Raw genomic sequence first — 24,863 nt, 5'->3', positions numbered from 1 at the left:
TTTAATAATAGTTAATATCTCTTTTGGTTAAATAAGTACTTGCTTTATTTTTGTTATTAAGGGTAAGCCAATTACCCTTCACATCATACTCGTATGAATATTTCCTTCTCCAGTCAACATAGCCTCCTCCGGTATATCTAATCTCCTGAGCCATATTATTCTTGTCATCGTATTCATAAGTAATTGAGTATTTTAAATGTCCATTTGGAGCATAAGCCCGTTCCCCACTACACAGTAATGTTGATTCAATTGAATAGGCAATACTTCCGCTATTTAAAGTAGTATCATAATCATTCCACTGCTTTAATATGAGGTTATTTGAGTTATCATACCTATATACCTCCTTAAGCTTTAATTCTCCATATCCATCATAACAAACGCGTAAGCTCCTATTATTTTTATTGTCATACTCATAGCGTTCCAAGTTTTTCACAGCATCAGAAATATATTTTTTCGCCATCATATTTCCATTATCATAGTACATATATTTAATCCTGTAACCATGTTCACCATCACCTTGTTCTTCTAAGAGTTCCTTATTCTCATATACATAACTTATGGTCTGTTCTATGGAGTTACTATCTATGGTATCATATATCTTTTGTTCAATCAGTTTCTCATTTAAGTCATAAGCATAACTTCTTTTTTGAACCAAAGTATTTATACCCCCGGTAGTCTCATAGCAAGTCTCAGTAAATGACTTCACTTTCCCTTTAGGCTTTTGCAGATCTCCATAAAAAGGGAACTGGGCTAGACAATTAAAGAGCGGAAATGTCAATAAAAATAAAACCAGAATGATAACTTTCATTTGTTCTTTTTTTCCATTAAACTAATCAATTCTATATCTATAAACTAACCTACCTAATTCCCCAGCAGCATTAATACCCTCAACAACAACCTTATATACCCCAGATCCATCCGCATTAAAGAAATCAAACTTCACCTTACCATTTTCACCAGTTCTCAAAATTGGATTCCAATAAATGGTGGAACGAAGATCAGGCAATTTCATATTAGCATTCTGTTGATCATAACGAGGCGAATAAAACAGACGGGCTTTATTAAAACCCTTTGGAGAAATATTGGCTATCGAAGGAGTATATCTTTCATTACCACTCCCACCTCGTCTAGTATTGATCAATATCACTCCATTCATTCCTTTGTTTCCATAAATATTAGTTAACCCTGGAGTTCTTAAAACCTCTATACTTTCTATATCAGCAGGCGACGGATCTCCAAAATCAAAAATCCCACCTATTACGTTACAATTCCCATCACTAGGACTATACTGAATTCCATCAAGAACAATTAACATTGCAGACTCTTTATTATATTCAGCGACTGAAGTTCTCCCCGAAAATGCGCAGGTAACCGGAGGACACATTTCCGAAATTGAAACCTTTCTAAGAATAATATTAGTTAATCTTCCCTCCAGGCATCCTGCTAAAGTTGCACATGCTTTAAGTTCTTCTGCTTTGATAATTTGATCATAATGATCTGGCCCATTTAAGTTATGCACTCTAACTATTGGTTTTATTTTTTTAGCTTGAATATTAACTTCTTTTAACCTTTGAGTTCTACTTAATCCACCCACATTCGCCAAAGCTTCATCTTGTTTTTTACTGTTATTCAGATATTCTTTAATACTGCCCCAAATATTGGCATTGATATTGGCCGTATTCTTATTTTTAGTTAGCTTTTGTATTGCAACACTATCCAATATTACTTCTACATTCTTACCATTCTTTGCTCTTCTTGCTTGCACAGCTAATTTTATACTGTCAGTAAGTACGAGCTGATCAAAGTTAAACCGACCTGATTCATCAGTAATTGTATCTCTTACAATTCCGGCGCGCAAGGATAATAAAGTCACCTTTCCTTTAACAATAGGTTTACCACCTAAACTCAGCACCTTGCCGGAGATTTCTGAAGTAAGCTGTTCAGCTTTATAAGTAAGGGGATTCTTATTTTCTTTTACAAGATTGCTCCAGACAAACCTTCTGTATCCCTGTGTCAACATCAGATTATCAAGAGCTTGATTTGCATTTTCTGTTTCCTTTGCAAAATAATAACCAGGCTTCTCTATATAGCCCTTTAAATCAGAATTAAGCAGCGTATTTGAAAGCAATGTATTCTCAAACGCCTCATCGTATGGCACTTTCGTTTCATTAATCACGCTTAGAGAGAAATTACCAATAACGGGATTTCTTTTAGAATCCAAAGCTTCCAATTCCATTTCTACCTTTCCTTTGGCAGTGTAATTATCCTTTACTGTATTTAATTTAAGCTCCATCAGATCCGGATTCTTTACAAACACAATTCTTTCATTTAAGGGCTCTCCACTGCCATTAAAAAGAGTGAACTGGGCAATTCCTGTCGGAAAATCTTTCTTTTGTAGCCAGACAGAGGTTGAGGATTTAATTACCTTCACTTGTGATCCATAAATCACTTCGCCTCCTGATTGTGCAATGAGACTAATAAATTCCTGGGCTTTAACCTGATCTGCTGAAGCATTAATCCTAACCAATAAACTATCATTTAAGGTTTGATAAACCGCAAGTACATACCCTTGATTTATAGCCTTTGGCAGATCTAATTTCATCTCTGATCCATCGGGATAAGTAATAACTGCATGATAGCTTTTACCAGACTCCGGCTTTAAATTAAACATTCCCATACCAACATGAAAACTCTCAAAACTGACCACTTCCTTATTCTCACTATCCTTCACAACACCTTTAATCGGCAATCCTAATCCATCAACACCTACAGCCTTAAAGCCAACCCTCGAAGTTATTCCATTAACAAGGCTACCACTTTCAGGAAAAAACTGCACATCACTCTGTGAAAGTACAGCCTTTATCGGAACTGTTTTAGTAACACTTTTCTTTCCATCTATTTTTATTGTAGTTTGCAGATAAGCACCTTTTAAATCCTTTTTTGGGTCATTAAAGATGCTAACTACTATATTTCCATCAGCATCAGTCTTCACTCTTTCAGTTGTCATTACTTCCTTGTCCACAACAATTTCATAATTTACTCCCTTACCTGAAAGTACTTCACCTCCTTCGTTTCGGTAATTTAACTGAACCACCACTGCCGGTTTATTTTCAATTGTTTTATACTGGTAATCAACTTTAGCTATCACCTCATTATCGAAAGCATTTCCAACCATAAATGTCCGATCAAAGAAGTAGTCCTCACCGGCATTGCGCATCCATTGAGTATAAGATCTTAGCCTATAGTTTCCCTCATTTAAAGTATCACTTAACACAAAATCGCCAATAGCCATTCCTGCCGTAACCGGAAGTTTTAATGTTTGCTGTATTGAATCTCTTTCATTAATCAGATCTACATACAAAGCTCCGCTTAATGCAGAAAGCTGATGCCTACTACCGATAGTTACATAGGCCTTAAACCAAATCGTATCGCCTAATGCATAATAGGGTTTATCGGTATGCAGATATACCTTTTCCTGAGGATTAGTTTCCGACCAATGCTGCAAAGAGCCTAGTAGTTTTTCAATAGGATCATCATCCTTAGGCACAAATGCCAGAATACCAAGAAGAAAAAACAGAAGCAAAAGAGAACGTTTCATATTAAATCAGTTTACTTTGTAATTAAACACTAACCTTCCTAATTCACCCGCAGCATTAATTCCCTCTACAACAACTTTATAATTACCAGGTCCATCTGCGTTAAAGAAATCAAACTTTACCTTACCGTCTTCATCTGTTTTTAAAGTCGGATTCCAATAAATCGTGGAACGAAGATCAGGCAAGTTTACATTGGCATTGGCTTGATCATAACGAGGCGAATAAAACAGATGGGCCTTATTAAAACCCTTTGGAGAAATGTTGGTAATAGAAGGAATGTATCTTGGTCTTTGTGCCCAACCTCTTTTTGTTACTATATATATCCCTTGATCAAAGGTCATACTCAATCTAACAACATCAATCTTCCCTATGCTAGCCGGATCTACGACATTTAATTCAAAAATACCCCTCAACTCATCACAATCAGACACTTTTCTTCCATCAAGAAAAACACTTACCGGACTCAAAATATTCCCACTACGAACGTGGGGATAATTAGCAATTGAACAGTAGCCTTTTTGATAATTAGTAAAAGTAATTCCATACAATCTCCCTTGTAAACAAATACCAAGCGTTGCACATTTATCTCCATCTTCCATAATGTAAGTTTGATCAGAATGACCTTCAGGTACTTGAAACATACCTTGAGCCGTATACTTTTCACTTTGAAGCTTCTTTGCCCTGATATTTACCTCCTTTAGCCTTTGTGTACGACCTAAACCACCCATCTTTGAGAAAGCCTGATCCTGCTTTTTACTATTTTCGAGATATGCTTTAATACTTGCGGGGATATCTGTATTAACATCAGCAATGTTTCTATTCTGAGTCAACAACTGCTTTGGCACAGTATCCAATACCACTTCTATTTGCTTCCCATTCTTTGCCGTTCTTGCCTGCACTGCAAACTTTATACTATCTTTCAGTACTAATCCTACAAACTTAAATCTGCCCTCCGCATTGGTTGTTGTGTCTTGTACTATTCCTGCTGTCAACGACATCAAGGTCACCTTTCCGTTAGCTACAGGCTTGTTGCCTAGAGTAAGAACCCTTCCCGATATCTCTACGCCCAACTGTTCTGCTCTATAAACTGGTTTATTCTTCACAGGATTCAATAATTCTTTCCAAACAAACCTTCTATACCCTTGTGTTAGCATCAAATTATCCAAAGCTCTGTTTATCTCTTCCGAATCCTTTAAAAAGTAATAATTAGGCTTTTCTATATACCCCTTCAAATCTGAAGTCAGGAGGATGTTAAACAAGATGGTGCTTTCCAAATTTTCATCTGATTGTACTTTCTGCTCATCAATTACTGTTACAGAAAAATTCCCTACCGAAGGCATACCCATACGGTCTTTCGCATCCAATTCTATTTCAACCTTCTCTTTACTTTTATATTCAGATTTAACGACACTCACTTTTAAATGCATCAGGTCGGGATTCTTTAAAAAGGCGATCCGCTCATTTAAAGGTTCTCCACTCCCATTAAACAGTGTAAACTGTGCAATTCCTGTCGGAAAATCTTTCTTTTGTAGCCATACCGAGGTTGAAGGTTTAACTATTTTTACCCGGGAGCCATAAATCATCTCCCCTCCTGATTGTGCAATCAAGCTAACAAGTTGCTGATCTCTCACCTGATCGGCGGAAGCATTAATCCTTACCAGCAAACTATCATTTGACGTTTGATAAACAGCTAAAACATACCCTTCCTGCTCCGCCTTTGGAAGCGCTAAACTTGTTTCTGAACCATCAGCATAAGTAATTTTTGCTTTGTATGATTTCCCTTGTTCAGCCTTCAAGTTAAACATCCCCATACCCGCATGCTCACTTTCAAAACTTACTACTTCATTATTCTCATTATCAGTAACAACACCCTTAATGGCTACCCCAGAACCATCTGCACCAACTGCTTTAAAACCTACCCTTGAAGATATCCCATTTACGAGAATGCCACTTTCAGGAAAAAACTGCACATCAGTTTGTGAAAGCGCCGCTTTTATAGGAATCACTTTGGTAATATTTATCTTGCTATCGGCCAATACCGTAGTTTTAATATAAGCTCCTATCAAATTAGATTTCTGATTATTGAGCATATCAATACTTATATTCCCATTAACATCAGTTTTCTTACTTTTACTAACTATTGTAGCTCCGTTAACAACCAGCTCATACCTCACCTCCCGATCAGAAAGCGAATTACCCCCCTCATCCTTATAATTTAGTACTGTTGTGACAACCGGCTTATCGTCGACGGTCTTATACTGATAATCTGCTTTAATTATCACCTCATTACCAAAAGCAGTTCCTACCATAAATGTCCGATCGAAGAAGTAGTCCTCACCGGCATTGCGCATCCATTGGGTATAAGATCTTATCCTGTAATTACCCTCATTTAAAGTATCACTTAGAACAAAATCTCCAATAGCCATTCCTGCCGTAACCGGAAGTTTCAAAGTTTGTTGTATCGAATCTCTTTCATTGATCAGATCTACATACAAAGCGCCACTTAATGCAGAGAGCTGATGCCTGCTGCCAATGGTTACATAGGCCTTAAACCAAACCGTATCGCCTAATGCGTAATAAGGCTTATCGGTATGCAAATATACTTTTTCCTGAGGATTGGTTTCAGTCCATTTCTGCAAAGAGGTCACCAATTTCTCAATGGGATCATCATCTTTTGGTACAAATGCCAAAAAAATCAAGAGAAATAACAATAATCCAACCTTAGAGCGCCTCATAACTATTGCTTGCTTATTTTTATTCTACGATATATCGATACACCTGCCTCCCTAACTCTCCATCCGCATTTATACCTTCAATAACTACTTTATAAGTACCAGGATCACCGGCATTAAAAAAGCTAACCTTCGCCTTGCCATTTTTATCCATTTTTAAAACAGGGTTCCAATAGATAGTAGAGCGCAAGTCAGCCAACTCAACAATTGTCTTCTTATGATCATACCGTGGAGAATAAAAGATTCTGGCATTGTCGAAACCTTTAGGCGAAAAACTAAAGATTGAAGGATTATACTCAGTCCCTCTTGTTCCACCCGATCTTGTATTAATAAGAATAACTCCATTTACTCCCTCAACGCCATAAACAGCAGTTAAACTAGGGCTTCTTAAAACTTCGATACTTGCAATATCCAGTGGATTCGGATCTCGTTGATCAAATATCCCCATCAATTTGGATATTTCAGGATCATCTTTAAATCTTACTCTAATAGCAAAACCATCTAAAACTACCAACATAGCCGTTTCAAAGCTTCTGGTAACTGTTCTTGTTGAAAACGGTACGGTAACCAGACCAAACTTTGTCATTAGACTTAGAAAAACAACACCAATTAGCTTGCCTTCCAAACAATTTCTCAGGTCGAGACAAGCTTGTAACTCTTCATTTTTAATAATTTGATCGTAGCGGTTTTCTCCAGGATTTAAATTATATTCTTTCTGTTTCTTTGGCCTCCGGTCACTTGCATTAGCCCTTATTTTGACCTCTTTTAAATAATTAACCTTATTTAACTTAACTATCTTCTCTAATGCCATCTTTTGCTTTTGGCTATTTTCCAGATATACTTTGGTACTTTCAGCTATGTCTGGGTTCAGGTCAGCAATATTTCTATTTTTACTTATCGAATGCATTGCCGGAGGATCAATGATCACTTCTACCTTACGGCCATTCTTTTGAGTTCTACCCTGAACAGTAAATTTCAAACTATCCGTAAGTACAAATTTGTCGAATGCAAACCTTCCATTTACATCTGCAACCGTATCTGCAATAATTCCTGACTTTATTGACAACAACGTAACTTTTCCATAAGGAACAGGTTTATTTCCTAAGGTTACTACTTTACCAGAAATACCATTAACTAAGCTTTCTGCCTTATATATGGCTACTTTGGGATTTTCATCTGTAAAATCCTTCCATTCAAACCTCCTATACCCTTGGGTAAGCATCAAATAATCAAGTGCCTTATTTGTCGTCTCATCCTCACTTATAAAATAGTAATTGGGCTTTTCTACATATCCTTTCAAATCAGAAGTAAGGAGTGTATTTGATAAAATTGTATTCTCCATAATCTCATCAGAAGGCACCTTACTTTCATCAATAACAGATATTGAAAAACTCCCTATTGCTGGCTTACCCAATTGATCATTAGCTTCAATCCCTAGATCCATCTTTTCTCTTACTTTATAGCTTGCTTTATCTGATTTTATAGAAATCTTCATCCGATCCTTACTTCTTATAAAAGCGATCCGTTCATTTAACGGCTCTCCATTACTGTTAAACAAAGTGAATTGAGCAATGCCACTTGGAAAATCATTCTTTTTAAGCCAGATTGAAGTTATCCCTTTAGTAATTTTTACTTGGGAAGCAAAAACCACCTCACCTCCTGACTGAGCTATAAGTGCAACATTTTCAAGGGCATTGTATTCTTTAGCAGAAGCATTAATCCTTACCAACACACTATCCTGATCCGGCTGATATACAGCCAATACATAACCATTGTCTTCAGCTTTAGGAAGCTCCAATACATTTTCTGAACCATCGGCATAAGCAATCTTTGCCTTGTAACCCTTTCCTGAAACAGGTTTTATAGTAAAAGCTCCCATTCCTGCATGTAGACTTTCAAACTCAACTATAACATTATTATCCAAATCAGTTATAGTACCTTTTATTGGGATTCCAAGTCCATCCATCCCCACTACTTTAAACGCTACTTTTGATGATATTCCATTCACTAAACTTCCGCTCTCTGGAAAAAACTGTACGTCACTTCGCGACAGAGCAACCTTTATTGGGAAATTCCTATTCACACTTTGTTTATCATCAGTTTCAATCACAGTTTGTATCTGCCCTCCTTTTAAATCCAGTTGCTCATCATTTGGCAACTCAATCTTGACATTTCCATCTAAATCCGTTCTTACCTTTTTTTCTTCCGATTTATACCCCTGCGTAATAATATGACAACTAACTTTTTTATCTGAAATAGGTTTACCATTTAGATCACGATAATTGATAACAGCAGTTATGTTAGTTTTATCGTTTATCATTTTGTACTGATATGCCACTTTGGCTATTATAGCATTACTCCATGCATTTCCTACAGCAAAGGTTCTATCGTAAAAATAATCCTCACCTGCATTTCGCATCCACTTAGTATAGGCTCTGATTCTATAATTACCTTCATCCATAGTATCAAACAATGTAAAATCACCCAGCGCCATACCTGCGGTTAATGGCAATTTCAATGTCTTTTCAACAACATCTTTCTCATTAATAAGATCAACATACAAAGCACCGCTTAAGGCCGAAAGCTGATGTCTGCTACCTACAGTTACGTAAGCTTTAAACCAAATGGTATCGCCCAATGCATAGTAGGGTTTATCTGTGTGGAGGTAAATCTTTTCCTGAGGATTAGTCTCTGACCATTTCTGCAAAGAGGTCACCAATTTCTCAATGGGATCATCATCTTTTGGTACAAATGCCAAAAAAATCAAGAGAAATAACAATAATCCAAAATGAGAGCGCTTCATAGATATTGCTTGGTTATAATGATAGACAACTAAGTAAGTCTCAATGGGGACAACACCTAAAATTATTTTAACAATATAATAATCTTATACTTAGGCAGTGGTAATCTACCTACAATACATTCGTAGCTTAAACATATTCGATACATGAAAAAAACGCTACTATTTAGTTTACTTGCAATTGGCCTATTTAGCTGTACAAAAGAGCAATTAATAACAGACCAAGAGGTTGTTTTAAACGAAGATCCATCAACTTATGCTGAAATAGGATCTCTTGATATTGGAGAATTAGGCGCTGCCGAAATCTCTGCATTTGACCCCGCTACTAACAAACTTTTTGTCGTAAAAAATGAAAATGAAGGTCAGCCAAATCAGATTAACCGAATTGAGGTGGTTGATTTTGCAAACCCGTCAAACATGAAAGCTACTGGCTTTATTAGCGTTACCCCATACGGAGGTGCAGTTAATAGCGTTGCAGTTCACGATGGCAAACTAGCCGCAGCTATCCAAGCCAACAACAAACAGGCTAATGGTAAAGTTGTTGTTTTTAAAACCAGCGACCATAGCAAAATCAGTGAAATAAACGTTGGTGCCTTGCCCGATATGGTTACCTTTTCTCCTGATGGAAAATATATTTTAACAGCCAACGAAGGCGAGCCTAGCACCGATTACAAAAGCGATCCGGCTGGCACAATCTCTATCATATCTGTTAACGACAACTACGCCGTAACTACTATCGACTTCTCCTCTATGATCGGTCAGCAAGCTGCTCTTACAGCTAAAGGATTTAGAGTTTTTGGCCCAGGTAAAAACTTTGTAAACGACATAGAGCCTGAGTACATTACCGTATCTAGCGATTCAAAAACTGCATGGGTTACCTTACAGGAAAACAATGCAATAGCCAAAATTGATATTGCTTCGAAAACCATAACCAACATATTCCCTCTTGGGTTTAAAGACTACAACACAGATGGTAACGAAATAGATCCTAGTGATAAAGACGGTGGTTTTGCTGCTGCAAAATGGCCGGTAAAAGGTATTTATATGCCTGATGCTATTGCCGTACTTGAGCAAAACGGAACTCCTTACCTATTTACCGCCAACGAAGGTGACTCTAGAGAATACGATGCTTTCTCAGAAATGAAAAAAGTTAAGGACATTACACTTAATCCTACTGTTTTCCCAAATGCAGCTGAGCTAAAAAAAGATGGTAAACTTGGTCGCCTTAACATTACAACAACCTTAGGCGATGCCGATGGTGATGGAGTTTTTGATGCATTATATTCATTAGGTTCTCGTTCATTTAGCGTTTGGAATGGCATCAATGGAAGTCAGATTTTCGACAGTAAAAACGAACTGGACGCCAAATGTGTTGCCGCTAACACTTATGAAGACAGCAGAAGTGACGACAAAAGTGTTGAACCGGAAGGAATAACTATTGGAACCGTTGGAACCAAAAAAGTTGCTTTTGTAGGTATGGAAAGAGCCGATGCAGTAGCGGTATATGATGTAACCAATCCGGTTAAACCAGTTTTCTTACAACTTTTAAAATGTGGAGATGCTCCTGAAGGAGTACTATTTATTGCTGCAAAAAACAGTCCTACCAAGAAAAGTTTATTGGTAGTAAGCAGTGAAAACGATGGTGTAATTAAAGTATATACCCCTAAAACTATATAACAATTCTTAATTGTGTGTTTGTGCCCCATCTGGGTACAAACATGCAATTATAACCAATACAATAGCCAAAGTAGAGGTAACCGCCCGAATGGTATTTAATGAATTCCAAGTGGCTTCAAATCCAATCCTTTGCGCCCTCATTGCCTCAGCAGTTGCTGATTTCAAATCAAAAACATCCAATGCATTATTAAGCGGCACATTACCAAAAATAGTGACTCCAAAAGTTCCTATAATGTAACACAATGCTGCTGCAACCAGTAACCAGAATTTAAGTTGTAAAGGCGAACCATAATGCAGATATGCACTTAGCGGCAACAACACCAATGCGCCCAAAAATCCTGCAAAAAATACCGGATTTAATATGGCTCTGTTAATTTCCTGCATTGCAGTTAAATACCCTTCATCCGACAGCTTTGCCAATCCCAGATTTACTGAGCAAGACCAGGCATAAAATAATCCTGCCATCAGTGCAGTTGTGGTGCCCGCAAGCACCAAAACTATATTCGTTAAAGACATCATACGATTTAACTTTTCCATAAATTACTAAAGATTTCTTAGATATTCCTTAAGCTCAAATGGTTTACGCTTTAATAAATTCTCCAGTGTAATGTCAACATAAGAAAACTCATCAGCTTTAATACTATCGGCCAAACTCAACTGCCAGCCTATCTGATCATCAGACATTTGAAACTTACCCAGTTCTTCAGCTAAAACTACATTAGGGATATTCACATAAGAAACCTCTACTCCCTTTTCTGCGGTTAAAATAGCCGCCAGATCTTTAAAAGTATAAGCCTTTGAACCCGTTATTTCATACCGCTTATTTTCATGACCATTGCTTGCAAGTACATTACTTAGCGCCTCAGCAATGTCCATACGCAATACAAAACTTACTGCTCCATTACCTGCCGGATAGTAAATATTGCCATGTTCCAGCGCCTCGCCAATAAATATTGGGATGGTTTCCATATACAAACTATTGCCAAAAAAGGTATGGGGTATTCTTGAATCCAAAATAGCCTTTTCTGTTGCCAAACATTGTTGCGTTGCCATAAAGCGCGCATCCAATTTTGGCTTTACAGCACCTGTATAAACAATGTGTTGCACACCCTGCTGTTTTGCGGCCTTAACCACATTAGCTTCCTCTTTGATACCCTGCTCGCCTATACTTATTGCCGATATTTGCAATAGCTTATCAACTCCTTTCAATGCTTCTTTTAACAATTCAAGATCGTCATAATCGGCAATGCGAATTTGAATACCTGAATCTTTTAGATCCTCCATTTTCTTTGGATCTCTTACTATCGCCACAATCTGCTCTGGCTTAATCTTGTTCAATAGAAAACCTATAGTTGCTTTACCAAGGTTTCCGTTTGCTCCTGTTATTGCTATCATAATTTCTTTTTTTACCAAAATTATGAGCTATACAAAACCATGAATAGAACAAAACCGACACTAAATATTATTTAAATAAAAGATGAGTTATTTAATGAGTTCAGGGAAATTCTCTACCAGCTCATTTGATTGCTTTTGATATTGCTCCGGACTAAATCCTGTAAATTCTTTAAAAGAACGGATAAAATGAGATTGATCAGCGTAGCCATTTTCAAAAGCTACCTCTGTAAGGATATTATATTTATTGTTTCTCAACTGACTTAAAGATGCCTGAAAACGACATACTCTAGAAAACAATTTCGGACTAATTCCTACATTTTGGTTAAATCTGCGCTCAAAGCTTCTTTCTGATATTCTTAAATCCTGCTGCAATTCTTTTAAAGCGATATTACCATTTGAACTGATCATTTTAGATGCTGCATAATGTGTTAAATCATCAGGAACCTTCCTGTTTTTACGAATCAAATTAAACAGATAATCTGAAATTAGTTCTATTTGATGGGCCAGAGATGAAGCATTCAAAAGTCTTTCTGATAAGTTGTAGTCGGTCTTTTTTGAGGTCAAATCCACATCCAAGCAGGTATTTGTAATTTCAACAGCACTAAATCCAAATATAGATTTTACCGCATCTGGATAAAAATAGACCCCAATAGTATTGAATTTTCCTGCCGTACTAATTTCCGTGTGTTTAGTAGTTTGTCCGTATAAAAACACTTCCGGCAGTTTGTAATTGTGAGATTCCAAAAACGAACCCTGCTCTGCCTGCCCAAAAATCATTCCCGGACAACCGTCTGGAAGCGCAACAAATGTTGTAGGCGCGCAACCATTACTTCCGCCCTCTAAAATCCAGAAGTAGCGAACAAATCTTTTAAGATAATCAGGCGGCTGTACCAGTTTGCAATTCATTATATTCGTTTGACTCGAATCTTAGTCTAAAATTACAAATAATTTATATGACCATGAATATAAGATAGTTTACCAATTATCCAGACATTGTCCAGTGGTTGTCCAGTGATCGTCCAGACATTATCCAGTCAGAGCTTGATAAAATCTGACCAATATCTTCATGATTTCCAGGTAACGCCATCCCCTCTCCATAACTCACTATCAATTATTACACTACGCTGTTTATACTATTTTGTACAAACAGTTTATACCGCGTATATTTGATATATATTAATATTTCAATTAATTAATATAGGCTACTATGAAAGAAAAACCAGATACTCTGGAACAGGCCGTATTAACCGAATACAAATACGGTTTCGTAACAGACATAGATACAGACGTAATTGCCAAGGGCCTTAGCGAAAACACCATCCGACTTATCTCGAGTAAAAAGAACGAACCGGAATGGCTGCTAGATTGGCGACTTAAAGCTTATAACCACTGGTTAAAGCTAGAGGAACCAAAATGGGCAAACATTAAGTACCCCATCATCAATTACCAGGACATTATATATTACGCGGCTCCCAAGCCTAAAAAGCAATTAAACAGCCTTGACGAGGCAGATCCGGAATTGCTAGCCACTTTTGAGAAGCTGGGAATCTCCTTAAATGAACAAAAACGACTTACCGGAGTTGCCGTTGATGTGGTGATGGACAGTGTTTCTATAGCCACCTCATTTAAAGAGCAACTTTCGGAAATCGGGGTCATCTTTTGTTCCATCAGCGAAGCGGTACAGCTACATCCCGAATTGGTAAAACAATACCTTGGATCGATAGTTCCTATGACGGATAACTATTTTGCCGCGTTAAATTCGGCGGTATTTACCGATGGCTCATTCTGCTACATCCCTAAGGGAGTGCGCTGCCCAATGGAGCTTTCCACCTATTTCCGTATCAATACAGAAAATGCGGGTCAGTTTGAACGCACCTTGATTATTGCTGAAGATGAAAGCTATGTGAGTTACCTTGAAGGCTGTACAGCCCCAACGCGAGATGAAAATCAGCTACACGCTGCAGTAGTAGAACTTGTAGCTCATACCAAGGCAGAAATTAAATATTCAACTGTACAAAACTGGTATCCGGGCGACAAAAATGGCATGGGTGGTATTTACAACTTCGTAACTAAACGTGGTATTTGTAAAGGCGATCATTCTAAAATCTCCTGGACACAGGTTGAAACAGGCTCAGCTATTACCTGGAAATACCCTAGTGTAATTCTAAAAGGTGATTATTCTATTGGTGAGTTTTATTCGGTTGCATTCACAAACAACCATCAACAGGCAGATACAGGTACAAAAATGACTCACCTTGGCAAAAATACAAGGAGCAGAATCGTGTCTAAAGGAATCTCTGCAGGTCATAGTCAGAACAGCTACAGAGGATTGGTTAGAGCCAGTAAACAGGCCACCAATGCGCGTAATTATTCGCAGTGCGATTCTTTGCTACTCGGCGATAAATGTGGCGCACACACCTTCCCTTATATAGAGGTTAAAAATAAAACGGCAATTGTAGAGCATGAAGCTACTACTTCAAAAATTGGAGAAGATCAGCTCTTTTATTGTAAACAAAGAGGCATCGATGCAGAAACCGCAGTGGCGCTTATTGTAAATGGCTTTGCCAAAGAAGTAATGAATCAGTTGCCAATGGAATTTGCCGTAGAAGCACAAAAACTACTGGCCATTAGCATGGAAGGCAGTGTAGGTTAAACAAAATTTATAAGAATTATGCTATCAGTAAAGAATATACACGCAAACATCGACGGAAGAGAAATTTTGAAAGGAATTAACCTCGATATTAAACCAGGGGAAGTTCATGCTATTATGGGGCCAAATGGCTCCGGAAAAAGCACCCTTGCCTCTGTTCTTGCCGGCAGAGAAGAATATGAAGTTACAGAAGGTGCCGTTTCTTTTTTAGGTAAAGATCTGCTGGAATTATCAACCGAAGACAGGGCTCGGGAAGGTTTGTTTCTTGCCTTTCAGTATCCGGTAGAAATACCGGGTGTTAGTACAACCAACTTCATTAAAGCTGCAGTAAATGAAAAGCGTAAATACCTTGGGCAGGAACCTTTGGATGCGGTTGCCTTTTTAAAGATGATGAAAGAAAAGATGGCTTTGGTTGAAATAGATCAGCGTTTATTGAGTCGCTCTATCAACGAAGGTTTTTCTGGCGGAGAGAAAAAACGCAATGAGGTTTTTCAAATGGCCATGCTTGAACCTAAACTTGCCATCATGGACGAGACTGATTCCGGTTTGGACATTGATGCGCTTCGTATAGTTGCTAATGGCATCAATAAGCTAAGAAGCCCCGATCGCGCCATGTTACTGATTACCCACTATCAGCGCTTGCTTGATTATATCCATCCAGATTTTGTACATGTGCTTTACAACGGTCGTATTGTTAAATCGGGCAAAAAGGAACTGGCGCTTGAACTGGAAGAAAAAGGGTACGACTTCATCACTGATGATATTGATTTAGCTGCCAATCAGTAGCAGTCCATTTAAAAGACTTTACAATGAACAACATAACTTATTTTAAAGATCAGTTTGAGCAGCTACAAGAGGCAAATCCGAAAGGTACAATTGCCAATTTGAGGCAGAATGGATTTGATGAGTTCACTAAAGATGGCGTGCCTACCTATCGTGATGAGGATTGGAAGTACACCAATGTAAGCAGTCTGTTCAATAAGGAATATCAAATAGCAGAAAACTCTTCGGTTACTTTAGTGGATGTTAATGCGCTAAGATTACCGGGTTATAAACAAGCAAATGAGCTGGTGTTTGTAAACGGTCGCTTTATGGCCAATCTTTCTACCATCCGTTCGGAGGCTACTGATCTTATCGTATTACCCCTTGAAGATGCTGCTAAAGGCGAATATAAAGACATTGTTGCCGCTCATTTGAATCAGAGCAGTAATTACTTAAATAATGGCATTCATGCCTTAAACACCTCTTTTATTGATGGTGGGGTTTTTGTTCATGTGCTTAAAGGTAAAGAACCTGAGCATGCCGTTTATTGCTATCATATTTTAGATGCCAGAGAAAATCCTTCGTTGGCACTACCGCGAAGTCTGGTTTTAGTTGATGAAAGCAGCAAGCTCCAACTAACGGAAAGCTATACTACCCTTGGCTCGTCGGACAGTTTTAACAACCAGGTGATGGAAGTGGTAGTTAAGGAGAACGCTTATGTAGAGTATTATAAAATCCAAAATGACGTGGCAAATGCCAGTCAGGTAAGCAGTACACATATCAGACAAATTGGACGAAGCTACGTGCATACCGTTACCATTACTTTAAACGGAGGCATCGTACGTAACAATATGAATCTGGTACTTGATGCCGCAGGCAATGAAACTCACCTTTATGGTTTGTACTTGTTGAAAGGTAAAAGTCATGCAGATAACCATACACTGATAGACAATTTAAAGCCAAATTGCTTTAGCAATCAATTGTACAAAGGAATTGCAGATGATACTTCAACAGCGGTATTTAATGGCCGCATTATGGTTCAGCCGGATGCGCAAAAAACCAATGCTTACCAAAGCAACAAGAACATCTTGTTATCAGAAAATGCAACTATAAATACAAAACCTCAGCTAGAGATTTTTGCAGACGACGTTAAATGCTCTCACGGTTGTACTATTGGTCAGCTAGACGAAGAAGCTATGTTTTATTTAAGGGCAAGGGGTATTCCAAAAGAAAGTGCCGCAGTGCTTTTACTGCAAGCTTTTGCTGCTGATATTATTGATCAAATTAAACCGGAGCCTTTACGTTCTTATGTTTCTAAACTTATCTATGAACATTTAGCTATTCAATAACATGGGCATATTAGATCTCAGACAGCAGTTTCCGATACTTAACCGCATGGTTAAGGGCAAGCCTTTGGTGTATTTTGACAATGCGGCTACTTCGCAAAAACCGCAAGTGGTTATTGATGCGCTTACCCATTATTACACCCATTACAACGCCAATATACACAGGGGCATCCATACCCTTGCCGAAGAAGCTACTATGGCTTACGAAGCTACCCGTCGTACCGCACAAGAGTTTATAGGTGCTTTGCACGAAGAAGAGATTATCTTTACCAGAGGTACTACAGAAGGGGTTAATCTGGTTGCTTACACCTGGGGCAGACAAAACATAGGAACTGGTGATGAGATCATTATTTCGGGCATGGAGCATCATTCTAACATTGTTCCATGGCAAATACTATGTGAGGAAAAAGGTGCTGTTCTAAAAGTTATTCCTGTTAATGATGATGGCGAACTTTTGATAGATGCTTATAAAGCTTTGCTTAGTAACAAAACTAAACTGGTTTCTGTTGTTCATGTTTCCAACTCATTAGGCACCGTAAATCCTGTTAAAGAGATTATATTGGCGGCACATCAGGTTGGCGCTAAGGTGCTAATAGATGGGGCACAGTCGGCCGTACACCTTGATATAGATGTACAGGAAATGGACTGCGACTTTTTTGCTTTTTCTGGGCATAAAGTATATGGGCCAACAGGGGTTGGTGTACTTTACGGCAAGAAAGAATTACTGGAAGCTATGCCTGTTTTTCAGGGCGGCGGAGAGATGATTAAGGAAGTTACTTTCGAAAAAACCATCTATAACGACCTGCCTTATAAATATGAAGCGGGCACACCGAATATAGCAGATACTATTGCACTAAACGCAGCTCTGGATTTCATTAAAGAAACCGGGAAACCTGCTATAAGAGCTCATGAAGAAGAACTGCTTGCTTATGCTACAGCTCAATTACAAGCCATTCCGGGTTTAACCATCATCGGCAATGCCAAAGAAAAGGTAAGTCTGGTATCTTTTATAATTAAGAATATACACCCTCAGGATGTGGGAGTTTTACTGGATAATCAAGGAATTGCAGTTAGAACGGGGCACCATTGCACACAACCTTTAATGGCACGCTTTGGTATTCCGGGTACCATAAGAGCATCGTTTGCTCTTTACAACCAAAAAGAAGAAATAGACGCACTGATTACAGGTTTAAATAAAACCATAAAAATGCTTTCGTAATGAATATTAAGCCGATACTGGAGATAGAAAAAGAGATAATTGAGGACTTTGCACTGTTTGATTCATGGGAAGATAAGTACGAGTACATTATTGATATGGGCAAAAAGTTGCCTGTACTTGAAGATGAACACAAGCTCGATGAAAATAAAATAAAGGGCTGCCAGAGTACGGTATGGCTGGTTGCTTCTTACAACGATGGTCGCGTGTTCTTTAAAGCTGATAGTGATGCGGTAATTGTGAAAGGCTTGATCAGTATGCTCATAAAGGTATTATCTGGCCATACTCCTACCGAAATTATTGACGCCCGGTTGGATTTTATAGGAGAGATTGGTATGATGACGCATTTGGCACAAACCCGATCTAATGGCTTGCTCTCAATGATAAAACAAATGAAAAACTATGCTATCGCCTTTCAGGCAATTGGCAGTCAAAAAACTGATCATAAATAAATTGAAGGTCATGGATAAAGAAGAATTGAAACAGAAAGTGATTGATTGTTTACAAACCATATACGATCCGGAAATTCCTGTAAGTATTTATGAGTTAGGGCTTATCTATGAAACGGAGATAATGCCTCCGCTAAATAATGTACAGATTGTGATGACGCTTACTGCTCCGGGATGTCCTGCTGCGCAATCTATCCCTTTGGAAGTAGAGCAAAAGGTAAAACAAATTGAAGGTGTAAATGAGGTTATTGTTATTGTAACCTGGGAACCTGCGTGGAATAGAGACATGATGTCGGAAACAGCGCGGTTCGAATTAGGAATGATGTAATATGAAAATCACTGCTCAGGAAGAATATGGCTTAAGGATACTACTCCACATAGCCCGACATGGAGATAAAGAAGGAGCAAGCATTCCTATGATTAGTGATGCAGAAGGACTTTCTGCGGCCTATGTGGCCAAGCTTACACGTACGCTTCGGTTGGCCGGTTATATAAATAGTACACCCGGTAATAAGGGTGGTTATATTTTGGCTAAACCTGCCGAAGAGATCAATATTAATCAGGTGATGAAGGTGCTTGGCGGTTCTCTTTATAGCAATAAGTTTTGCGAAGATTACTCTGGTTCACTGAAATTATGTACCAACTCGGTAGATTGTTCTGTACGCTCTTTATGGCAAATGATCCAGTTATCTGTAGATCAGTTGCTGGATAACATTTCGCTTAAAGAATTGATTAGTACGGAACAGGAATCTAACATTCAGATCATCAATAAAATAAACGCTTTAAAAATGGCAAAGCTGTAATTGAGTTATTTTTTATTTTTTCATTTTTTTAAGGAGGTTTTCCTTTTTCCTTTGTTATAAGTAAAACACTTGTTATAAATAAAAACATTAACTCAATTTACTATGACAAAGAAACTACTACTTGCAATCTGCTTGCTTATTTCTGGTTTGACTTATGCTCAGGATTTACTTGTCAGTGAAGTTCCTCCTACTGTATTAAATTCATTTAATAAATCGTTTCCGAAAGCTACCAGAGTTGAATGGGAACGCAAAGGTGACTTATACAATGTGGAATTTGACGTAGCCAGAAGGGATAATGAAGTTTGGTTAAATGACAAAGGAGCAATTGTAAAGCATAAGAAAGAGCTTCGCTCTTCGGAATTGCCAGCAGCAGTATTTAATACGCTAAAACAAAGCTATAAAGGTTTCAGAATTGATGATGTAGATCGTTATGAAGAAGCTAAAAAGTTCTATTATAAAGTTGAATTGAAGAAATTACTTGAGGAACGTAAGGTTGTGTTGGATCAGAGTGGTAAGGTGATAAATAAGGTATATTAAAAAGGTGGCTTACTTTATAGTAAGCCACCTTTTTAATATTTAATTTAACTTGTTTAAAGATTTTTCATGCTAATCGCCTTTAAGCGAGCCGAAGGCTCCGTAAACACAAAGTAAACATTGTATTTACCCTTAAGCGCTTCAATATTTGCAACGGTATTTAAACTACCGTTTTCCTTAACAGATGACTGTCCGATAAGCTTTCCTTCCGGTGAATCTATACGAATTTCAATTTTACCTGCCGATACTTTATCTGAACCAACAAATTCAATCTGTTTAATATCTGTTAAATCAACTTTGTTAAGTTGTAAATAAGCACCTTTACTCTTAGCTATAGCAACAGATTTATTGTCGTTAAAGCTAATTTCACTTGAGTTATCAGTATTATTAACTAACACATAAGGATGACGCAATACAACAACATCTTCTCCAAACTGTGCCGGAGCAAGTTTAGTTCCATGATCTTTATATGCAGCTCTGAAAATAAAGCTTCCTTTGTTAGGTTGATCAGGCTCAACATTTGTAGTGTAAGAACCTGTAACCGGTAACGATTTCTGAGCAGTTTTCTTTTCGCTAAAGCTCAACACATATTTAACGATAGAGTTTACCTCAGCAGTAGACATTGATGAGTGCGCTGGCATCATTGCATCGCCCCAAACACCTGAACCACCATCAATCACTTTTTTGGTAAGCTTTCCTTCTGCAGTTTTATCTCCTTTATACTTTAAAGCTACATCAGTAAATGATGGGCCTAAAGATTTAGTATCTACAGCATGACAAGCATTACAATCACTTTTTTTGATTAATGCTTTCGCTTTAGCATACTGAGCAGAAACATCAAACTGATTTTGGTTTTGCGCTACAACTGTCATGTCGTATCCTTCAGACAAATAGTTGATGGCTACAGAAACCTGAGAAGCCGGTATTCTTTTATCGGCAAGGCTTCCATCCTCTTTATCTGTAACACTAACTGCATAATTGATAATGCTAGCCGGGAAATAGAAGCTTGAGTTTCCTTTTGTAAAGTTAAATTTAACCACAGGAGTTGCGTTTCCTGCTACTAAATCAACAGATTTGCTGTTTTTAGCGCCATGTGGATCGGTAACAGTAAGTGTAGCTTTGTAAACACCTGCTGCTGTAAGTTGTACTTCAGGATTTGCAGTTTTAAACGTTTGTTTTAACACTCCACCTTTGGTGATTTTCCATTCGTATTTTAATGCATCGCCATCACTATCAGTTGTACCTTCTGAAGACAACTTCACTTTTAAAGGTAAAGCACCTGCAGTTTTATTTGCAGTAGCCTGTACCTGAGGTTTACGATTACCACCATTGAATTCAATTTTGATAAGCTCAGCTTCAGGATTGTCTTTAAAGTATCCGTTACCATATTCAAGTACATATAAACTACCATCTGGACCGAATTTCATATCAATAGCCCCTCTTAAAGTAAGTTCAGGCAAGAAACGCTCCATAGACTTGTACATGCCATTCTCATCAAGAGTTACCGCCAATATCCAACCACGTACCCAGTCAGTGATTAACCATTTACCTTCGTAATAAGCAGGGAATAAGTATTTAGCATTGGTAAAATCAGATTTATGAAATACCGGACCGCCTACAGCACTTCTACCACCGCTTCCCATTACCGGGAACTCTTCGCTAGCTGCGTAAGGATACCAGATCATAGCTGATTCTGCAGGTGGCAATACTTTTAATCCTGTATTATTAGGCGAATTGTTTACCGGTTTAAGCACATCATAAAGCTCGCCAGATTTCTTAGTCGCAAAATCATATTGGCGATATGCCTGGTTGTTTCCTATAAAGTAAGGCCAACCATAGTTACCCGATTTTTTGGCCACATTAAACTCATCGTAAGATCTTGGACCTCTTGATTCTGAAGAATTTGAGCCATCCGGACCTACCTCACCCCAATACAACCAACCTGTATGACTATCAATGGCTAATCTCCAAGGATTTCTATTACCCATGGTATAAATCTCAGGACGGGCATTTGCCGTTCCTTTAGGGAATAAGTTACCCTCAGGAATGGTATATGAACCGTTTGGTTCTGGGTGGATACGTAAAATCTTACCTCTTAAATCATTGGTGTTACCAGATGATTTCTGAGCATCACGGGGAGCCTCTCCCGGACGTTCATCAGTTGGTGTAAAACCATCTGATGATCTTGAAAAGGTATTATCACCGGTACTTAGGTACAAGTTGTTGTCCTTATCGAATAACATACCGCCACCTACGTGACAGCATTCTTCGCGTTGCACCACTACATCTAATACTTTCTTTTCTGTAGCCATGTTCAGTTTACCACCTGCCCAAGTAAATCTAGACAGTCTGTTTACCGAAACATCTTTAGGAGAATAGAAAATGTAGATCCATTTGTTTTTAGCGTAATTAGGATCAAGGATAACTCCCTGCAATCCATCTTCACCTTCAGAACGTTCACCAGTTTTACTTACATACTCTCTACTAACGGTAAAATCAGCTATTACATCCATTTTATTGGTTGCAGGATCGTATATTTTTAATTTTCCTTTGCGCTCTGCATACAAAACCTTACCTCCATCGAGGATTTGGAATTGCATTGGCTCTTCTAATTTTTGTTGAAGCACAACTTTGGTAAACCTATTCTCATCGGGTTTTTCCGGCGATTGTGCGTTTGCTATATATGAAGAAACCAATAACAGCGACAGTGCTGTTATTGGTTTCAATAATGACAATTTTATCATGTTTATTGCTTATTACAATTTAGATACAAGATTACGGAAGTTAACTACACTTGCAGCTACATCAGCACTATTGCTTTCCCAGTTGTATTCGTACTCAGCTGAGATTGCTCCTTTAAAGTTTTGTCTTTTTAATTCTGCGATAACTGCAGGGATGTTAGAAACACCTTCTCCCCAATGTACATCATGTCCACCTTTACCTTTTTCATGAAGATCTTTCATGTGCGAGTGCAATACGTGTCCGTCAAGTTTTTTCAAACATGCAACTGGATCTAATCCAGAACGCACCCAATGACCTATATCAGCACATGCACCTAAGCGTTTGCTTTTTCCTTTGATAGCGTTTAACACGATATCAGGATTCCAGTAATGAGAAGGCTCAGGGTGATTGTGAATAGCAACATTGATTTGATATTTATCGCATAAATCTGAAATCATTTGCAAGTCTTTCTCATTCGGTTCAGAAGTAATGGTATGAATACCCATTGCTTTACAGAATTCGAACAATTTAACCCATTCAGCTTCGCTGTTAGCACCTGTAACACCAAATGCTACAACTTTCACATTACTTTCTTTAAGTTTGGCTAAAACAGCTTTTCTTTTAGCGTCGTCCATATCTGGACCCATTGTTCCTTCTATACCACCACCTATTTTTTGACCAGGGAAAGCTTCAACATATCTTAGGTTACAGCTATCTATCTTTTTAACTGCTTCAGCAAAAGTGAATAATCTGAAAGTGTAAGCTTGAGAACCAAGTTCCCAGCCCAATTTTGCTTCAGCGTATTTAACAGAAGCACTAGATCCACCTGTCTTTACACTTTTACAGGCCGCCAGACCAGCCACTAAAACAACAGCAAATTGTAGTTTTAAGGCAAATCTATTTTTTAATAAATTCATGTTTGGTTAATTAAAGTTTGAAAATTATATAGGTTACATTTGTTATTCTATCACTCAAAAATACTTCGTCCATACTAATTAAGCTAAAAGTTTAGTCGCTATTTATTTTGTAAAAAGACGCCAACAATATAGTTATTATTGAAGTTTTTCCTTTTACTAATGAATCGAAATATTTTGGTTACTAAAAATCGTGTTTTATATAAGCTCTAAAAATGGACTTATTTTGTTAAATCATGGACAATATTACCAGTAAAAAACAGGCTATGCTTATAATAAAGAGGATTTGCTCTTCTCCATTTCAAATTCTGTATCAACGCCCAATGCGCTTCTGTTTTTAGATGCTGCAACTGCCAGCTCGTCGCAACGTTCATTTTCAGGGTGATTATTGTGCCCTTTTATCCAAACAAACTTAACATGGTGTAGTTTGTACACGTTAAGAAAGCGCATCCAAAGGTCTTTATTCTTTTTGCCTTTAAATCCAGTTTTCACCCAACCGAATACCCATTTCTTTTCTACTGAATCGATCACGTATTTTGAATCTGAAAATACAGTGATTTCTTGCCCTGGACTTTTTAGTGCATTTAAGCCTACTATAACAGCCAGCAATTCCATTCTGTTATTTGTAGTTAAACGGAATCCTGCACTCAATTCCTTATAATGGGAACCTGAGCGTAAAATCACTCCGTATCCACCCGGCCCTGGGTTTCCGCTAGCTGCTCCGTCGGTATAAAGTTCAATCATATGTTAGGCAAATCTAGCTTTTTAAGGTATAAAAGCAATTTTTAGGGTACTTTTTATATTTACAGTAAAAATTAATCGACTGAGATTTAAAGGATTAAAAAAAAGATTTAATCTAACTGAAAAAAGATTTGAATAAAATATTTTAAATCGTACTTTTGTACCGTTGAAAACACATGGTGGTTTTAGCTCAGTTGGTTAGAGCATCGGTTTGTGGTACCGAGGGTCGTGGGTTCGAGCCCCATATTCCACCCGTAGCTGGGGAAAAGAGTCTTTTAAAGATACTTTTCCCCTTTTTTATGCTCTTGTAACGGATCAAGCGGAATTCTTGGGGGCATGAAACTTTAAGCATAGATTTTAGAAAGTCTGAACAGAAAGAATTTGACATCTCTTACCCCTCTAGAAGGGATCAAGCGGAATTCTTGGGGGCATGAAACTTTAAGCATAGATTTTAGAAAGTCTGAACAGAAAGAATTTGACATCTCTTACCCCTCTAGAAGTTGCTCTGAAAGCTTTGACCTTTGCAT

At 37.9% G+C, this 24,863-nt stretch carries 19 protein-coding genes and 1 tRNA gene; 10 read left to right on the top strand and 10 right to left on the bottom strand.

Going from position 1 to position 24,863, the window contains the following annotated elements:
• Position 1 precedes the first annotated feature (1 nt).
• Genes HQN83_RS04000 through HQN83_RS03985 form a run of 4 tightly spaced genes read right to left on the bottom strand, consistent with a single transcriptional unit; the run spans position 2 to position 9,131 of the window.
• Positions 2-808 carry an RHS repeat protein gene (locus HQN83_RS04000; protein ID WP_173088892.1) on the bottom strand — a complete coding sequence of 269 codons (807 nt, stop codon included), beginning with the start codon at positions 806-808 and terminating at the stop codon, positions 2-4.
• A gap of 21 nt (positions 809-829) precedes the next feature.
• A complete protein-coding gene (locus HQN83_RS03995) occupies positions 830-3,598 on the bottom strand; it encodes a TonB-dependent receptor (protein WP_173088879.1) in 2,769 nt (922 codons plus the stop codon).
• Between the two features lie 6 nt (positions 3,599-3,604).
• Positions 3,605-6,331, bottom strand: a complete 2,727-nt coding sequence (locus HQN83_RS03990) for a carboxypeptidase-like regulatory domain-containing protein (RefSeq protein WP_173088877.1) — start codon at positions 6,329-6,331, stop codon at positions 3,605-3,607.
• A gap of 19 nt (positions 6,332-6,350) precedes the next feature.
• A complete protein-coding gene (locus tag HQN83_RS03985) occupies positions 6,351-9,131 on the bottom strand; it encodes a TonB-dependent receptor (protein ID WP_173088875.1) in 2,781 nt (926 codons plus the stop codon).
• Between the two features lie 144 nt (positions 9,132-9,275).
• Between HQN83_RS03985 and HQN83_RS03980 the strand changes: the two genes are divergently transcribed.
• Complete coding sequence (locus tag HQN83_RS03980) at positions 9,276-10,805, top strand: choice-of-anchor I family protein (RefSeq protein WP_173088873.1); 1,530 nt, start codon at positions 9,276-9,278, stop codon at positions 10,803-10,805.
• 6 nt (positions 10,806-10,811) lie between these two features.
• Here the strand turns inward: HQN83_RS03980 and HQN83_RS03975 are convergent, their stop codons facing one another.
• From HQN83_RS03975 to HQN83_RS03965, 3 genes are all read right to left on the bottom strand, one after another.
• Positions 10,812-11,342 carry an anthrone oxygenase family protein gene (locus HQN83_RS03975; RefSeq protein WP_217277319.1) on the bottom strand — a complete coding sequence of 177 codons (531 nt, stop codon included), beginning with the start codon at positions 11,340-11,342 and terminating at the stop codon, positions 10,812-10,814.
• A 6-nt stretch (positions 11,343-11,348) separates the two neighbouring features.
• Positions 11,349-12,200: an SDR family oxidoreductase gene (locus HQN83_RS03970; protein ID WP_173088871.1), complete on the bottom strand. Its 852-nt coding sequence runs from the start codon at positions 12,198-12,200 to the stop codon at positions 11,349-11,351.
• Between the two features lie 87 nt (positions 12,201-12,287).
• Positions 12,288-13,106, bottom strand: a complete 819-nt coding sequence (locus HQN83_RS03965; protein WP_173088869.1) for a helix-turn-helix domain-containing protein — start codon at positions 13,104-13,106, stop codon at positions 12,288-12,290.
• A 301-nt stretch (positions 13,107-13,407) separates the two neighbouring features.
• Between HQN83_RS03965 and sufB the strand changes: the two genes are divergently transcribed.
• From sufB to HQN83_RS03925, 8 genes are all read left to right on the top strand, one after another.
• The gene (gene sufB, locus HQN83_RS03960) at positions 13,408-14,853 is read left to right on the top strand and encodes a Fe-S cluster assembly protein SufB (protein WP_173088867.1); all 1,446 of its coding nucleotides are present in this window, start codon (positions 13,408-13,410) and stop codon (positions 14,851-14,853) included.
• An 18-nt stretch (positions 14,854-14,871) separates the two neighbouring features.
• On the top strand, positions 14,872-15,636 hold the full coding sequence (sufC, locus tag HQN83_RS03955; RefSeq protein WP_173088865.1) for a Fe-S cluster assembly ATPase SufC: 765 nt from the start codon (positions 14,872-14,874) through the stop codon (positions 15,634-15,636).
• A gap of 23 nt (positions 15,637-15,659) precedes the next feature.
• Entirely contained in the window at positions 15,660-16,961 is a 1,302-nt protein-coding gene (sufD, locus tag HQN83_RS03950; RefSeq protein ID WP_173088863.1) for a Fe-S cluster assembly protein SufD, read from the top strand.
• Position 16,962: 1 nt separating this feature from the next.
• The gene (locus HQN83_RS03945) at positions 16,963-18,177 is read left to right on the top strand and encodes a cysteine desulfurase (RefSeq protein WP_173088861.1); all 1,215 of its coding nucleotides are present in this window, start codon (positions 16,963-16,965) and stop codon (positions 18,175-18,177) included.
• Complete coding sequence (locus HQN83_RS03940; protein ID WP_173088859.1) at positions 18,177-18,626, top strand: SufE family protein; 450 nt, start codon at positions 18,177-18,179, stop codon at positions 18,624-18,626. The genes HQN83_RS03945 and HQN83_RS03940 overlap by 1 nt, the downstream gene beginning before the upstream one ends.
• 10 nt (positions 18,627-18,636) lie before the next feature.
• Entirely contained in the window at positions 18,637-18,951 is a 315-nt protein-coding gene (locus tag HQN83_RS03935) for an iron-sulfur cluster assembly protein (protein WP_173088857.1), read from the top strand.
• Position 18,952: 1 nt separating this feature from the next.
• Positions 18,953-19,426 (top strand): RrF2 family transcriptional regulator, encoded by a 474-nt coding sequence (locus tag HQN83_RS03930; RefSeq protein ID WP_173088855.1) that lies wholly within the window; start codon positions 18,953-18,955, stop codon positions 19,424-19,426.
• 102 nt (positions 19,427-19,528) lie between these two features.
• Positions 19,529-19,963, top strand: a complete 435-nt coding sequence (locus tag HQN83_RS03925; protein ID WP_173088853.1) for a PepSY-like domain-containing protein — start codon at positions 19,529-19,531, stop codon at positions 19,961-19,963.
• Between the two features lie 53 nt (positions 19,964-20,016).
• Here the strand turns inward: HQN83_RS03925 and HQN83_RS03920 are convergent, their stop codons facing one another.
• The 3 genes from HQN83_RS03920 to rnhA form a co-directional block, all read right to left on the bottom strand.
• Positions 20,017-22,686, bottom strand: a complete 2,670-nt coding sequence (locus HQN83_RS03920) for a PQQ-dependent sugar dehydrogenase (RefSeq protein ID WP_173088851.1) — start codon at positions 22,684-22,686, stop codon at positions 20,017-20,019.
• Between the two features lie 30 nt (positions 22,687-22,716).
• A complete protein-coding gene (locus HQN83_RS03915) occupies positions 22,717-23,598 on the bottom strand; it encodes a sugar phosphate isomerase/epimerase family protein (protein ID WP_173088849.1) in 882 nt (293 codons plus the stop codon).
• 267 nt (positions 23,599-23,865) lie between these two features.
• Positions 23,866-24,339: a ribonuclease HI gene (gene rnhA, locus HQN83_RS03910; RefSeq protein ID WP_173088847.1), complete on the bottom strand. Its 474-nt coding sequence runs from the start codon at positions 24,337-24,339 to the stop codon at positions 23,866-23,868.
• A gap of 175 nt (positions 24,340-24,514) precedes the next feature.
• Here rnhA and HQN83_RS03905 point away from each other — a divergent pair.
• Positions 24,515-24,590: transfer RNA gene (locus tag HQN83_RS03905), tRNA-His, on the top strand.
• Positions 24,591-24,863: the final 273 nt, after the last annotated feature.

The sequence above is a fragment of the Pedobacter foliorum genome, assembly GCF_013266735.1.
GTDB lineage: Bacteria > Bacteroidota > Bacteroidia > Sphingobacteriales > Sphingobacteriaceae > Pedobacter > Pedobacter foliorum.
Note: the sequence above shows the minus strand (reverse complement) of the source record. Positions and strands in the feature narration are given on the sequence as shown.